Genomic DNA, 15,689 nt, shown 5'->3' with positions numbered 1-15,689 from the left:
TACGCTTAGTTGTTGATTTCATAACACTCTCCAATTTACTTAAAGAAAAGTGTCAACCTTATTTAGGACGGGTCATTTGCTAATAAAAAAGCAACTCAGTGAGTTGCCTTTTTATTAATCATTTTACAGATGAATAAATTATATAAATAGATTCATCAATCTAAGCTTAACTTTCAAAACCTTCAACACAGCGGAGTAAAGTTGTTTCAGCGCTATTTAAGTGTTTTTCCATACTTAGAATAGAACCAGCATTATTATGAGTAATCAAATTATTTAATAAGTCGATATGCTCTTCAATAGCAACAGTAAACCTTTCTAATTCACCTGTTTTGTCCCATTGGTAATGGTAATGACAAACGAACGAGACAATGTCAAAAAATTGCTGAGTAAACCTATTTTTCGCACTTTGTTGAATAATGTAATGTAATTCTCTATCAAGATCTGGAAATTCTAAATACCTATTTTCCATATCAGCTCTAACTTCTTGGTGTTTTGTTAATAGCTGTTGAAGCTGTTTCCAAACATCATGACTTTTAGGAAATTTTAATAATTCAGTAAGGGCACGCATTTCTACCATTTCTCTGAATGATACAAGCTCTCTCGCAAACTCTTCATCAAACTTAACCATTTTCCAACGGCCACGAGGAATTTTTTCAATTAAACCGTTGTTTGAAAACTTAATTAGAAACTCACGTACTGTTATCGTTGTGCACCCAGAATTTTTAGCAAGGCTTAATTCTGAAAATCTATCACCAGGTAATAATTTACCAGCATTAATTAAACCTAAAAAATATTTTTCAATTTGTACGTCTTTTGTCGAATCTTTATCTTGAATATCGAAATAATCATCTGGAGTTGGTTGACGTAATACCACTTTATTTGCGCCGTCACGCTTTATTATATTTGCAGTACATAAGTCCTCAATACAAGCTCTAACGGTTGTACGGCTTATTTTTAATAATTTAGTTAGTTCAATATCGTTAGGCATAACCTTTTCGCCGTCTGACAGATTGGCAATTAACTCAAGCATACGATTTGTAGACTGTTTAAATAAGTAAGTTTTTTTACTCACATTGTTTTCCTTACATATTGATATTTTATAAAATTTATCATGATGTTTTTATATTCAAGGTTACATGATTTAACAAGTATATGTCGTATTTTATCAAATTATGTGTGTATTTTGACAGAAATAATACATATTTATTATTAATATATTTGATTCGGATCGATAAATATTGACTTGTATTAATATTGAGGGTTACTCTATATATAAATAGACACATTTATTTTAAATAAGAATAAAATAAATGAAAATATAAAAATGGAAATTTTTTAATGAATATACCTGTATATCTAATTGTTATTTTTAGCTTTATAGTCAGTTTAGCGAGTTGTGCGAAAGCTCCAGTTGATACAGTTATGGAAGAGAAACAGGCTCGACCTAATGTCATTGTTATTCTAGCTGATGATATGCAAATTGGTGTTACAGGGTATGAGGGAAACCCTATCATTAAAACCCCCAATATAGATAACTTAGCTAATAACGGTACTGTTTTCTCGAAAGCTTTTGCTACAAGCGCTGTTTGTACACCAAGTCGAACAACATTACTTACAGGTCTATATGAACGCAGACATGGAATTAATTTTAATTCTAATAGCAGTATGACTGAAACTGCATATAACAAAACGTACCCAATGTTATTGAAAAAATCAGGGTATTTCGTGGGTTATGTAGGAAAGAATCATACGCCAATAGGACGAAACGAATCTGGCGTAACGGGTTATAAAAGTGGGGTGATGGATAACAGCTTTGATTATTGGTATGCCAGCCATAAACATTTAAGTTTCTATCCAAAAGATCACGCACGTCATGCAATTTTTAAAAATGCTCAAGCAGATACTCAAATAGAAATTATTGAAGAGGGTGTTGAAAACTTCATGACACCTAATGAAGCATTTCAAAAAGGACATAACTTTCTTGATAGCCGTCCTAAAAGTAAGCCTTTTGCTTTACTCATTAATTTTAATGTTCCACATGCTAATTCTACGGGCTCAATGGAACTTAGAGATAGTGATTTAGAACTTTATAAAACGACTTATAGAGAACACTTAAATGATGTCGCGCTTCCTAAAACATACGCTGCAGCTAAAGACATAAAAACGCCTAAATTACCTAAGTCGGTATATAACGGTAAGTACCTAGAAACTTATGACTATGTGAAAGAGGAAGATAGTTTAAAAGAACGTATTGTTAGAGAAATGCAAACCATATCAGGTATAGACAAGCTAATAGGTAAGTTAGTTAAACATCTAAAATATCAAGGAGTAGCTGATAACACTATTATTGTGTTTACCTCAGATCATGGCTTGATGCATGGAGAATTTGGTTTAGGTGGCAAGGTGCACTTATATGATCCTTCTGTTCGTATTCCAATGGTGATCTATGACCCTAGAATTGAAAAGATCCAAAAGATAGATAAGAACAACGACTTAGTAGCTTTAGTTGATTTAGCTCCTACCATTCTTGACTTAACTAACACACCTATTCCGAAAGATTATCAAGGTTTTAGTTTACAACCACTAATGAATGTCACGTCAGAAAAGAAAGCGCATTGGAGACAAGAAATCTTCTTGGAGAACCTAATGACAATTCAAAACTATCCTCGGATGGAAGGTGTGCGTACACATAAATGGAAGTACATACGTTATTTTGATAAGAAAAAAGATCAAGACTATGCATCAATGAGTGTTGCATCAATTAATGGAGAACAACCCATTTATGAAGAATTATATGATCTTGAAAACGACCCAAATGAAATCAATAACGTAATCAATGTACCTGAAAACTCGATGATCGTTAATAAATTACGAGCAAAAGATAAAGAGCTTGTTAAAGAATATCGTGGTAATGAACCACTAAATACTTACGTTAATTAAAAAAATTAGAATACTATTTACATATAAATGGGGAAATTATGAATCTATTAAAGTCATTAATGAATAAGAAACGAAGCACAATTAGTTTCTTATTTATATGCGCTGTCGCTGTTAGCGGTTGTAATGCTACAGATAAGTCTAAACAAAAAGTTGCAGAAGAATCATCATCGAAGCAACAAACACGCCCTAATATCATTCTACTTATGACTGATGATCAAGGGTATGGCGATTTTAGTATGTTTAACAACCCAATTGTTCAAACACCTCAAATAGAGAAATTAGCGTCTCAAAGCCAACGTTTTACAAACTTTCATGTAGACCCAACATGTTCACCAACACGTTCAGCATTAATGAGTGGTAAGTATTCATTAAGAGCAGGGGTTTGGCATACGGTTATGGGACGTCATATGTTATCTGATAAACATAAGATTCTACCCGAATTATTGAAAGATGCTGGTTATAACACGGCTATGTTTGGTAAGTGGCATTTAGGTGAAAATTATCCATTTCGTCCACAAGATCAAGGCTTTAATCATGTACTTATTCATGGTGGTGGTGGTGTAGGCCAATCACCAGACTATTGGGAAAACGATCAGTTTGATGATACCTATTATTTAAATGGCGAAGAGAAAAAGTACAAAGGTTATGCGACCGACATATGGTTTTCTGAAGCAATAAACTTTGTGCAAGAACAAACTGATAAAGATTCACCATTTTTCTTATATTTATCTCTTAATGCACCACATATACCTTGGAGAGCACCGGAAGAATATAGTGCTCCTTATAAAGCATTAGGTTTAAATGATGACCTTTCTAACTTCTACGGCATGATCACTAATATAGATGATAACGTTGCAAAATTACGTAAAACATTAGTAAACGAGAAAGTTAATGATAATACCATCTTTATTTTTATGACAGATAATGGTTCTGTTGCTGCAGCAAAAAGTAATGGTGAGCCATTAAATTGGATACCTAAAGATGTTCAGTTAGCTATTGAAGCTAAAACAGGCAAAAAGCTAAATACCTTAAATGATTATATGAGAGAAGGTAAAGCTTCTGTTTATGACGGCGGTCATAGAGTACCACTTTTCATTAGTTGGCCAAATGGTAATTTACAAGCGCCTGCTAATATTAATGATCTAACTGCACATATTGATTTGCTTCCAACTATTCTAGATTTAGCGAATATTAATGTAAAAGATCTTGATATTGACGGTACTTCTCTTGTACCAGCATTAAGGAATGCTGAAAAATTACCTAACCGTTCTATGGTTGTTACAAATCAACGTGTTTTAAACCCTGATCCACAACGTCCTTATGTTGTAATGCAAGGTAACTGGAGATATGTTCATGCTGTTCAAACGGGTGGTACTGAATTATTTGATATTACTAATGACCCTGGTCAAAGCAATGATATAGCTACTCAACATCCTGATAAAGTTGCTGAGTTAGCAAAAGTTTATGAAAAATGGTGGCAACACGCTATAGGTAAAGGAACACCGACTACTCGCCCTATCATTGGCAGTACACATGAAAATCCATCTCGGTTAACAGGTATGGATTGGTTATCTCCTAATACCGATCAAGTGCCGTGGTGGCCTGGTTTTGGTAACGACAAATGGGGTAAAGGCCATGGTTGGGTTGGTAATGAAGAGAAATTTATGGTTTCACCTTGGGCTTTAAAAGTAGCTGAAAGTGGTAACTACACTCTGAGTCTTTATTTACATGATAAACCAGCAAATAAAGTTATTCCAAAAAACTTTGCTCATGTTCAAATAAATGGCGATGTTACAACGATGCCAATACCTAAAGGAGCTTTATCAGTTACTTTTAATGTTGAATTGACGAAAGGTGATTTAGATTTACGCGCTTGGTTTGATGATAAATCTGATGCAAGTGGCTTAAGTAAAGGCTTAGCTGCATTTTATGTCTATGCAGAAAAACTTAAAAATTAATTATTAAGTTTTGAAATATTCAGAAAGTAAAATAAAAATTATTAATTAACAATTAAAGGTACATCTTATGAAAAAAATATTCACAGCTTTATCCTTTATTGCTTTATTTTCAACCATATTATCAGTTCAAGCGAAAGAGTCTCGTTTTCAATCGTTAGATATAGATAATGACGGCAAAGTAAGCGTTGAAGAATTCACTATAAAATCTAAAAAGAAAGAAAAATCTACAAAAGCATTTGTAAAATTAGATGCTAATTCCGATGGATTTTTGAGTGAAGATGAAATGGCTAAAATGAAAGATAAAAAGAATAAAAAAGACAAAAAGAAAAAAAATAACGAAGAATAAATAAAGCATAATCCGAGCAAGCTTAAAGAGGAAAAATATGATAAACATAAAACAAACACTTTTACTCATCACCTTAATGCTTTTTTCTTACAGTGTTTTGGCAAATGATGTATTTGTAGCCCTCGATAAGCTTGCTCAATCTGAACAAGCTCCGAAAGTTTATGCAAATAAATTGCTTGATGATGGTTTTCAAGAAATTTATTTTGAAGGTGCAACGTTTGAAGGGAAGCAAACTCGAATCTTTGCATTCTATAAAGCACCTGAGGGAAAAGGGCCATTTCCTGCAATGGTTTTAGTGCACGGTGGCGGTGGAAGTGCATTTAAAGAATGGGTAGATAAATGGAACAATGCGGGCTTTGCCGCTATATCTATTGCGACAGAAGGTCAAACAGGCTACTTAACAGGTAAAAAACAGCCTAAATGGGAAAAAAACAAATGGGGAGGCCCAAGACGCCCCGGTATTTATAATGATCCAGAAAGAGCTACAAACAACCAATGGATGAATCAATCGATTACTGCAGCGATTCAGGCTCATAATTTATTAAGATCTTTTAACGAAGTTAAAAAAGATGAAATTGGTATTTCAGGTATTTCATGGGGCGGTGTTATTACTTCAACAGTAATAGGTTTTGATCAACGTTTCGCTTTTGCTATCCCTATTTATGGCAGTGGATTCCTTGATACCATGCAAAACAAATACGGTAAAATACTTTCAAAACCTACACATAATTATTATCGTGAAATATGGGAACCAGCCCTTAGAATTGCTAAATTTAAAAATCCTACATTTTGGTTAACTGGCCTTAAAGAAAACAATTTCTCTTTAGATGCTCAAGCTAATACTTATAAATTGCTTCAGGGTATTCATTATCAAAGTATTCAACCTACATTAAAACATAGCCATAAATATGGTTGGGCACCAAAAGAACCGTATATATTTGCTCGTTCGGTTCTTAATCATAAGTTACTTCCTGCTTTTTATGATGAAAAAATCATGAACGAAATTGTAAGTATTAACGTTAAAAATATTCAAAATAACGATACCGAAAACTCAATATCATCAACACTCTATTATACAAACGATTTAGGCCATACTTTAGACAGAAAATGGCATGAGCAACCCGTTAAAATTAACACGTCAAAAAATGGTATTACATTAGCGTCTACATTACCCAAAACAGCTACAGCATGGGTATTTAATATAGAAGCTAACGGTTTAATATACAGTAGCGAGTTTTCTGAACGAACTACGCCTACAGCCCTTTAATATTTATACTTGAAAGTTAATTGAAAATGAAGGGGATTTAATTTCTACAAAGCCCTGATTTGAAATAGTAACGGTTTAAATAAGGTATTTTAGTCAACACTTTTAGTTTACTGATTACCCTTATGGAACTTAGCTATAAAATGCCAAAGTATATTGGTTAGTTTAAAAGTATTCACTATAACAACTATGAATTGGGAGTATTGAGTGACAGCTCGATTTTAGATGTACTTAATCGATTATATTTAATATTAAATTGTTGCTCTAAAACATCTAAAAAGCCAATAATATCACCCGTTTTAAATCGTCCACCAATTCTAATTTTTTTGAGGTTTTCATCTTCAAATTCAAAGCTAACATTAGAATAACGAGATATCTCATTAATAGCTTCTTCTAATGTTTCACCTTTAAATATTACTCGACCATCACGCCAAGCAAGTGAGTCTGTTATCGTTTGTTTAATATCTTCTTTTGTTAAATCGGTATCTGTTAACGCATTTCGGGGAGGGATAATTACACGTTCTCCTGCATTAACTAATCGCGGGTTATTTATGTTTGATTGTGTGAATAAAGTTTTGGCTTCATCAGTGTTTTCAATATCGGTAATACCAACTTTTCCATCAGTTACAATAAGTTGAAGTAAGGATTGTTCGTCATAACGAACGTTAAAAGCAGTACCAACAGCGACAAAAGATTTATTTCCTGCAAACAAGACGAGTCTACGTTCTTTATTATGAGCAACATCGATATGTAATTCGCCTTTAACTAAAGTTAGTTCTCTTTTTTCTGAGGTAAAATTAACCTTGATTAAGCTATTAGTATTTAAAGTGATTATTGATGAGTCAGGTAAGTGTATAGTCGATTTTTCACCTATGGCGGTACTGTAATTTTGTATGAAAACTGATTTACTTTTAGCGGCATTATTACTAAAAATCATATCACTTGTTGTATTTAAAAATAATGAACCGAGTACAAACACAAAAGCAATAGTCGCCGCTTTTGCATAAAACGAAATACTACTTTTGGTTTTTTTAGTTTCATAAGGGATTATTTCAGCTAATTGAGATAATACTGATAGCTGATCCCATTGCTTTGCCAACGCAACAAAATAAGCTTTGTTATCGGGAGATCGTTCAAGCCATGTTTTTAGCAAAATTTCTTCTTCAAGTGATAAACCACGGTCTAACTTAGCTAACCAAAGAGAGCCTTCTCCTTTCATTTTATTGGTATCAGGTAACTTGATAACTTTATTAGTCATTATTGCTCGCTCCTGGTTTTATACCCTGACGCAATACTAATTGCTTTTCGTTGTTTTTCATTAAATTTCTTATTCAAAAAGTCATTACATTTTCGCATTCCGTTAGCGGTATGGTTTTCAACAGTAAACTGACTTAAATTAAGTTCTTTAGCTATTTCTTTTTGAGTAAATCCATAAATTTTTCGCATAACAAAAACTTTTCTACATTGTACCGGTAAATTTTTTACAGCTTCACAAAATTGGCAAAATTCATCATTAGTTAATACTTGTTGAAAAGTGTCATCATTACTAAAACCATAATCACTTTCGTTAATAGCTCCATCAGACAATCTTACCTCTGATTTTTTATTATAATCATGAGCTAAATTTTTAGCTATTTTGTATATGAACGCTTTGGGATAACTAATAGGTTTTTTATTAGAAGTTATCTGAAATATTTTAACATAGGCGTCTTGTACAATATCTTCTACTTCAGCTGAAGGAGCTATTTTACCTACTAATTTTAGCAGTACCTTTCTATATGAGAATAGAGTCTCATTAAGCGAATTTTCAGTATTTCTTGAAGATGCTTGTTTATCAAAAAATTTCATATAAGCCTTTCGTCATATATCCACATAACTAGTAAACGAATTAGGATACTTGATCAGCTAAATTAAAATTTATTATTTAGCTAATAAATAATGATTTTAGATTAGTTTAACATTTTCGTTCATTTTAATGGTGTTGTTTTGTATTTAAAAACACATTAGCATTAACTTTACCCATTATCATTTATATTATTTAATTTACTGTATTTAAAGTATTTTATATGAATACTTACATTTAATAAAAAATATTTAGCTGATTTTTTATATTTAATCGTTTAATAGGTGCGTCGATATTTAATTGATGTAAAAAGTTCATGAAAACCTTTGTTGCTTTACTTTTAACTCTAATTTGTATTTTTCGTTGCGAAGCCTTTACTCAAAATGAAATAAAAAAACTAATTCATTTTGATATAAAAAAAATGGTAGCAGAAGAATCGTTAATAACATTTGCTGAACAAGCGAATATTGATTCTATTTTTCACTTTGAAAATGTGAAAGGAAAAATAACTAACCGCGTTATCGGAGAATATACAGTAAATGATGCTTTAAAAAGTCTAGTTGAAAATACTGAGTTAACAGCAAAGATAAATATGAAAGGTCAAATGATCATAAATACAAATATAAAAGAAAATTCGGGGAATATGATGATCAAAAAATCAACATTAGCGAGTGCAGTATTATCGGCACTTGCAGGCATTACAACTCTGCCTACTATTGCGGAAACAGAAGCAAAAGAAGTAGAAATTATTGAAGTGAAAGGTATTCGTAGTAGCATACTTAAAGCGCAACATTTAAAAAGAAATGCAGACTCTGTTATTGATGCAATTTCGGCAGATGATTTAGGTAAGTTTTCTGATGCAGCTATATCAGATGCCATGCAGCGAATTCCAGGTGTACAAGTAGAGCGTAACGATGGCGGTCAAGAAGGTGATCGTGTATCAATTCGTGGTTTAGGAGCAACCTATGTTACCACTACTGTATCTGGTCGTACTGCACTGTCTTCTGGTACTGAAGGGTTGTCAAACTTACGTGCATTTAATTTAGAAGTTATTCCTACAGATGTTATCACTAGCGTTATAGTTAAAAAAACTCCAACGGCTTCTGACCCTGAATCGGGTTTAGCTGGGAGTGTAGATTTACAAACACGTAAACCTTTAGACAATGCACAGTATACTGACGATAGTAATATTTTTGGATCACTAACTATACAAGGAGATAAGGGCAGCATAGGTAAAGAGCAGGGAACTCGTTTCAGTGGACTTTTTGGCCAACGTAGTGACGATGGAAAACTAGGTTACTATGTTGCCTACTTAAACTCAGAGTCTCATCCGGGTCGTGATCAATTATTTCCACAAGTAAGTCAACGAGATTTAAACCTTGATACAACTGGCGATGGTTTAGCAGATACAGTTGCTGAAGATGTTTATACCATTCATAAAATAGATATAGAACCTATTCGTGAAGATCGTTTACGTGAATCGATTGCTGCAGCTCTTCAATGGAAAGCTTCAGATAATTTAGAAATAATAGCTGATGTTATTTACACGTCATATGATAATTCTTCTATCCGAAATCGTGTATCTCCTGTATTTAGTAGTGCTTTCGATAATGGTGTTTTAGATGCCAGTAAAATCTATATTGATGACTCCAATACATTACAGTCAATTGAGCAAGGTGCATTTTTGGGAGACCAAGAAATCACAACGCAGTTTATTCCATTTCTCTATGGGAATAAAACAGAATCAACGGTTGCAGGTATAAATTTCAAATATAATATTACTTCTGACCTTACTATGAATGCAGACTTTCACTATTCAGGTGTCGATTATGAACAAGATTTAGATTTACCTATTTTAGTACAAGACATACCTGCTAGTCAGGTCAGTTTCAATAATGATAATGGATTATATAGTGTTGATTTAGGTGATGTACCCCTCGATGAATATCGTTTACAACAGGGACTGTCTTTAATTCGAGATATTTTTTTAGACGCTGAACAATATGGTGCAAGATTTGATTTTAATCTATCACTTAATAGTAGTTGGTTAGAGTCAGTTGAATTTGGTGTTCGTTGGACAAGTGAAGATACTGATTCAATACGTGGTAATACTGGAAGTGTTACAACTGATTATACCGATGCTGAACTAGAAGTTATTTCAATAGCGGGCATCGACCAATCAGGAACTGCCCCGTATGGGTTTTATCCTGATGACAATGTGTTTTCTGAGTTTCCTTTAGGTGATTTAAGTGTTTTTTATGACGCGATCCCTAACTTAGGAAAGACTATTGATTTAGGCTCGGATCCATCATCATCATTTTCTTATCAAGAAGATGTGCTTGCTCTATACGCTGAAGGAAATATGGTAGGAGTCATTGGTGACATGGATTATAGTGCCAATTTTGGTGTTCGTGCAGTGTATGTTGATTTTGCAGGCCAAGGTTCTCGTGTTGAAACCGATGGCAGCATAACACCAACGTCCACTTCGAGTGATTATATTGAATTACTACCAAGCGCTAACTTTAACTTAGATATCACTGATAATTTAGTGTGGCGTCTAGCCGCAGCAAAAGTTATGTCGCGTCCTAATCCATCTGATTTGGTTCCGCGCGAGGCGGCTAATCAGCCACTTGGTGTTGGTAACATTCCAACGGGTCAGCGAGGTAATGCAGATTTAGATCCAACAATTTCATACATTTTTGATACAACGCTTGCCTACTATAACGATATGGAAGGTGCTTATGTTGCAAGTTTTTTCTATAAAGATGTTAATGACTTTATTTTCCCTGTCACCACACAAGACACTTTACCGGGCTATGGCGATCAAATCTATGATGTTCGTAGACCAGAAAATTATTCTGACGGTGATGTTTTAGGGTTTGAGCTTGGGTTTAACCAACCATTTACTTTTTTACCTGAACCCTTTGATGGTTTAGGCTTACAAGCAAATTATACCTATTCTGATAGTAGCTTTGATGAAGATGTTGGTGATCAAGGTTATGGCTTTCCAGGTTCATCGAAAAATAACTTCAACTCAATTATATACTTTGAAAAAGGTGATTTTGGTGTGCGTTTAAGTTACATATATCGCGATGCCTATTTTCGTAACTTACCTGGACAAGGAGCTCAAGCTAAAAATGCGACTCCATTATGGAGTGGTGATGATGAGCGTATAAATATTAATGCAAGCTATAATATTAACGAGCACTTTAGCATTTTTGTCGATGTGAATAATCTCACTGAAGAAGGACGACGCGACTTTTATTTAGATGAATCGATATTCAATGGTTCTTTTAGACGCGAGCGTACTATGACGGTTGGTATTACAGGTCGTTTATAACGATATCATAGCAGGCAAGGAAACTTGCCTGCTAATTTTAGTCTAGTAAATTAAGTTACTATTTTTTAGCTAACGTCAGTTCCCCAAATTTATCTGTACGCATTAACCCTCCATACATCATTAGCTTTATGAAAATTTTTTGGTTTCATCGGTTATTACGATTATTTAATTTAAATAAATGTTATTAGCTTGATCAACCTCATCTGCAAACGACATATAAATGTTCTCGATAAAATTGACTTTGAATCAACGTGTGTATTATTATATTTAATTAAACCTTGCTTGTTTTCGTTATGTTTAATTTATGTTGGCAAACTTCGTAGGCAAAAAATCCAAATAAAAATTTCAGTTTAATGTTGGTTTATTATTAATAAAATGAATCAATAAAAGCTTTGTATTAGTTAAGTGGTCACCAGAAAATAATATAAATAGAAGGTATAAGATGCGTAATCATATAAAAGTAATATCGACAGGGGCTCTTTTCCTGCTCAATATTATTGGGTGTAGTTCAGAGCAACAGAGCGGAGAGAAGATAGTAGAACAAACTCGCCCTAACATTATTATAGTAATGACTGACGATCAAGGGTATGGCGATTTTGGTCATAACAATAATCCTATTGTTAAAACGCCTGTATTAGAAAAATTAGCGAATGAAAGCGTTCGTTTTACCAATTTTCATGTTGATCCAACCTGTTCACCAACCCGTGCAGCTTTAATGAGTGGGCAATACTCCCTTCGCGCAGGTGTTTGGCATACTGTTATGGGCAGACATATATTATCTGATAAACATACAACCTTGCCTGAAGTTTTAAAAGGCGCTGGGTATAAAACAGGTATGGTAGGAAAATGGCATTTAGGTGATAACTACCCATTTCGTCCGCAAGATCAAGGTTTTGATTATGTATTAATGCATGGTGCGGGTGGTATAGGTCAAACACCAGATCATTGGGGAAATACACAATTTGATGATACGTATTTTTTAAATGGTAAAGAAAAACAATATAAAGGTTATGCAACAGACATATGGTTTGATGAAGCGATAAACTTTATTCACGACAATGCCAATAAAGAAAAACCATTTTTTCTTTACGTGTCTACTAATGCACCACATGCTCCGTTTAGAGCGCCAGAAAAGTATATTCAACCTTACAGAGATTTAGGTGTTCCAGAAGAGCTTGCCTTATTTTACGGCATGATTGCCAGCTTAGACGAAAATGTTGATCGTTTACAAAATGCTATGAAGGAAACGAACATCACCGACAATACTATTTTTATTTTCATGACTGACAATGGTTCAGTAATGGGTGGAAAGGGAGCTAAGTTAGTGAGTGGTGAAACAAAAGCACTGATTGAACAAAAGATAGGACAAAAAATAGTCTCTCTTAACGATGGCATGAAAGGCGCTAAAAACAATGTATACGAAGGTGGGCACAGAGTCCCTTTTTATATTAAATGGCCTAATGGCGGTTTTATTAAACCTACCGAAATAAACGGATTAGCAGCACACTTTGATTTATTGCCAACATTATTAGATCTTATTGGAGTAGATGCCGACAAACTTGATACCGATGGTATTAGTTTAAAATCAGCATTAACTCAAAACAGTCAATTACCGGATAGAACCTTAGTAGTAACAACACAGCGTGTATTAACACCAGATCCAAATCGTCCTTACGTGGTCATGAAAAATAAATGGCGATATATTCATGGCAACAGTAAAGCCGATAACTTTGAGTTGTTTGATCTTGAATTAGATCCAGGACAAACAATGAATATTCTTGAACAACACCCTGAAATAGCGAACGAATTGTCGAATTCATACCAGCAATGGTGGGACTACACTACAAGTAATGGTATGCCAACTATGCGTTCAATTATTGGTTCTGATAAAGAAAATCCTATGCGTATCACTAGTCATGATTGGTTAGCACCAGATACAGGGCAGGTGGCACATACACCAGGGTTTGGTGACGATCATTTTGCCCATAGAGGATGGTTAGGTAGAGAAAGTAGCTTCGAAATATCGCCATGGAAAGTTACAGCCGAAAAAGCAGGTAAATATCGATTCACTTTGTATTTACATGATAAATCGGCAAATAAAATAATACCTAAATCATTTGCGCATATCAGTTTAAATGGTAAGTCATTAGTTAAGAAAATAGATACAGACTCAACACACGTTGTTTTTGAATCAAACATTGAACTAGGAAATTTAGATATTAAAGCATGGTTTAATAATACCGAAGACTCTACAGATAAACCTTTAGCTGTTTTTTATCTTTATATTGAAAAGCTTTAATGAAAATTAATATTAAATTAGGATTTAAAATGAAAACTAAAAATATCTACATTAATGCACCTCTTTTAGCGTTATCTATATTTTCTGCAACTACATATGCTTGTACTGAAGAAGAGCTTGCTGCTCACAATGCTTTAAACGAATTTGAAAAAAAAGCTGTTTATGGTTTTGAAGGTTCTGGGATACCGTGTTCAGCTGAAATGAAAACCTTAACCGCAGAATGGAAAGAGCTAAATAGTTCAGAAGCTAAACAGCGTGGTCGTGAAAAATTCAATAAAAACAAATACGGTATGTTTATACATTGGGGTCTTTATTCATCTCTGGGTGGCGTTTATAAAGGCAAAAAAATGGAAGATGGCGGCACAGGTCCACAAATTACTGAGTGGATCATGCGACGTAAAGAGATCCCTCGTGCTGAATATGCTGAATTAGCCAAAGATTTCAATCCTAAACAGTTTAATGCTGATGAGTGGGTAGCTATCGCTAAAGCTGCAGGTATGAAATACATTGTTATGGGCTCTAAACATCATGAAGGTTTTGCTATGTTTAAGTCTGATGTAAGTGACTTTAATATGGTAGATGCGACTCCATTTGGTAGAGATCCAATTAAAGAAATGGAAATAGCCACTAAAAAAGCAGGTTTAGATTTTGGTGTTTATTACTCTAACTCTCTTGATTGGCGCGATGGTGGTGATGGTGGGATGAAAACTTATGGTCCTAAGCCTGGCGTTAAAGCAAGAAGAGCGCCTATGCCTAATGAATGGGATCCAGCACCAGTATCTTTTGATGACTACATTAAGAATAAGTCTATTCCACAGGTTAAAGAGCTATTAGCTAATTACGACTTATCACAAATATGGTTCGATACACCTATTTATATTCCTGCTAAATACAGTATGGATTTCTACAAAACAGTATATGACGCTAATCCTGAAATTCTAGTCAATGCGCGTATTGGTAATGGTTTTGGTGATATTGGTACCCCGGGCGATAACGTTATCCCGGATAAATCAAACGCAAATACTTGGGAAGGTATAGCAACTACAAACCATACATGGGGTTATAGCTCGTATGATCATGACTGGAAATCACCAAAAGAATTAATGTATTGGTTAGTCGCTAACGTAAGTAAAGGCGGAAACTTTTTACTGAATGTTGGTCCTGACGGGCAAGGTGTGATTCCGGCTGCTTCGGCCAACATACTTAAAGAAGTAGGTAAGTGGCTGAAAGTTAATGGTGATGCAATTTATGACTCAAAACCTTGGGTGATTGATCATGAAGGTCCAACAATTATCGACATGAAAGGTACGAGTCATCGTAAAGAAAATAAGGCTAACTTTGACTTTACAGAAAAAGATTTCTGGTTTACTGAAAAAGAAAATAAAGTTTATGTTATTTCTTTAACAATACCTAAATCGAGTACTGCTGTTATCAAAGCCATTAAAGATCTTAATATTAAATCTATTCGCTTAGTTGGTAGTGGCAAGCTATTAAATTGGAGTAAAACAGCAGATGCGATTCATGTTTTACTACCTGACTTGAAAAATAACGGCGCTGGCTATGCTATAGAAATTACTCAGTAAATTAGAGAAATATAAAAAGTAGTTGGACATACCGACATAAAAAGCTTCTTTAGAGGAAGCTTTTTATTACTGTCAGATAAAATCCTCAAATTTAGCTTGAAAGTAAGTTTGTGATA

The 15,689-nt window shown here is 34.0% G+C and carries 10 protein-coding genes; 7 read left to right on the top strand and 3 right to left on the bottom strand.

The annotated features are described in order from the left end of the window. Positions 1-166: 166 nt before the first annotated feature. Positions 167-1,072 carry an FCD domain-containing protein gene (locus Q5N69_RS11945; RefSeq protein WP_304369169.1) on the bottom strand — a complete coding sequence of 302 codons (906 nt, stop codon included), beginning with the start codon at positions 1,070-1,072 and terminating at the stop codon, positions 167-169. A gap of 266 nt (positions 1,073-1,338) precedes the next feature. On the opposite strand from Q5N69_RS11945, the gene Q5N69_RS11940 reads away from it, so the two are divergent. From Q5N69_RS11940 to Q5N69_RS11925, 4 genes are all read left to right on the top strand, one after another. After that, on the top strand, positions 1,339-2,940 hold the full coding sequence (locus Q5N69_RS11940; RefSeq protein WP_304369168.1) for a sulfatase-like hydrolase/transferase: 1,602 nt from the start codon (positions 1,339-1,341) through the stop codon (positions 2,938-2,940). A gap of 38 nt (positions 2,941-2,978) precedes the next feature. Next, on the top strand, positions 2,979-4,898 hold the full coding sequence (locus tag Q5N69_RS11935) for an arylsulfatase (protein ID WP_304369167.1): 1,920 nt from the start codon (positions 2,979-2,981) through the stop codon (positions 4,896-4,898). A 67-nt stretch (positions 4,899-4,965) separates the two neighbouring features. After that, positions 4,966-5,244 (top strand): EF-hand domain-containing protein, encoded by a 279-nt coding sequence (locus Q5N69_RS11930; protein WP_304369166.1) that lies wholly within the window; start codon positions 4,966-4,968, stop codon positions 5,242-5,244. A gap of 37 nt (positions 5,245-5,281) precedes the next feature. After that, positions 5,282-6,511, top strand: coding sequence for an acetylxylan esterase (locus tag Q5N69_RS11925; RefSeq protein WP_304369165.1), 1,230 nt, complete (start codon positions 5,282-5,284; stop codon positions 6,509-6,511). 184 nt (positions 6,512-6,695) lie between these two features. On the opposite strand, the gene Q5N69_RS11920 is transcribed toward Q5N69_RS11925, so the two are convergent. Both Q5N69_RS11920 and Q5N69_RS11915 read right to left on the bottom strand, forming a co-directional pair. Further along, positions 6,696-7,766, bottom strand: a complete 1,071-nt coding sequence (locus Q5N69_RS11920) for a FecR family protein (RefSeq protein ID WP_304369164.1) — start codon at positions 7,764-7,766, stop codon at positions 6,696-6,698. Next, positions 7,766-8,356 carry an RNA polymerase sigma factor gene (locus Q5N69_RS11915; protein ID WP_304369163.1) on the bottom strand — a complete coding sequence of 197 codons (591 nt, stop codon included), beginning with the start codon at positions 8,354-8,356 and terminating at the stop codon, positions 7,766-7,768. Before Q5N69_RS11915 ends, Q5N69_RS11920 begins: the two co-directional genes overlap by 1 nt. Before the next feature lie 311 nt (positions 8,357-8,667). On the opposite strand from Q5N69_RS11915, the gene Q5N69_RS11910 reads away from it, so the two are divergent. The 3 genes from Q5N69_RS11910 (at position 8,668) to Q5N69_RS11900 (ending at position 15,573) form a co-directional block, all read left to right on the top strand. Beyond that, a complete protein-coding gene (locus Q5N69_RS11910; RefSeq protein ID WP_304369162.1) occupies positions 8,668-11,691 on the top strand; it encodes a TonB-dependent receptor in 3,024 nt (1,007 codons plus the stop codon). 442 nt (positions 11,692-12,133) lie between these two features. Continuing rightward, positions 12,134-13,990 carry an arylsulfatase gene (locus tag Q5N69_RS11905; protein ID WP_304369161.1) on the top strand — a complete coding sequence of 619 codons (1,857 nt, stop codon included), beginning with the start codon at positions 12,134-12,136 and terminating at the stop codon, positions 13,988-13,990. Positions 13,991-14,019: 29 nt separating this feature from the next. After that, complete coding sequence (locus Q5N69_RS11900) at positions 14,020-15,573, top strand: alpha-L-fucosidase (RefSeq protein ID WP_304369160.1); 1,554 nt, start codon at positions 14,020-14,022, stop codon at positions 15,571-15,573. Positions 15,574-15,689 lie beyond the last annotated feature (116 nt).

Source organism: Pseudocolwellia sp. AS88 (genome assembly GCF_030551755.1).
In the GTDB taxonomy this organism is placed as follows: Bacteria; Pseudomonadota; Gammaproteobacteria; order Enterobacterales; family Alteromonadaceae; genus Pseudocolwellia.
This window is presented reverse-complemented; position numbering and strand designations above follow the sequence as displayed.

What these genes read in the sequence shown, in the direction of transcription:
- Q5N69_RS11910 (WP_304369162.1), top strand. Translation starts at nt 8,668, where the DNA reads ATGAAAACCTTTGTTGCTTTACTTTTAACTCTAATTTGTATTTTTCGT.
- Q5N69_RS11915 (WP_304369163.1), bottom strand. Translation starts at nt 8,356, where the DNA reads ATGAAATTTTTTGATAAACAAGCATCTTCAAGAAATACTGAAAATTCG.
- Q5N69_RS11930 (WP_304369166.1), top strand. Translation starts at nt 4,966, where the DNA reads ATGAAAAAAATATTCACAGCTTTATCCTTTATTGCTTTATTTTCAACC.
- Q5N69_RS11925 (WP_304369165.1), top strand. Translation starts at nt 5,282, where the DNA reads ATGATAAACATAAAACAAACACTTTTACTCATCACCTTAATGCTTTTT.
- Q5N69_RS11900 (WP_304369160.1), top strand. Translation starts at nt 14,020, where the DNA reads ATGAAAACTAAAAATATCTACATTAATGCACCTCTTTTAGCGTTATCT.
- Q5N69_RS11920 (WP_304369164.1), bottom strand. Translation starts at nt 7,766, where the DNA reads ATGACTAATAAAGTTATCAAGTTACCTGATACCAATAAAATGAAAGGA.
- Q5N69_RS11940 (WP_304369168.1), top strand. Translation starts at nt 1,339, where the DNA reads ATGAATATACCTGTATATCTAATTGTTATTTTTAGCTTTATAGTCAGT.
- Q5N69_RS11905 (WP_304369161.1), top strand. Translation starts at nt 12,134, where the DNA reads ATGCGTAATCATATAAAAGTAATATCGACAGGGGCTCTTTTCCTGCTC.
- Q5N69_RS11935 (WP_304369167.1), top strand. Translation starts at nt 2,979, where the DNA reads ATGAATCTATTAAAGTCATTAATGAATAAGAAACGAAGCACAATTAGT.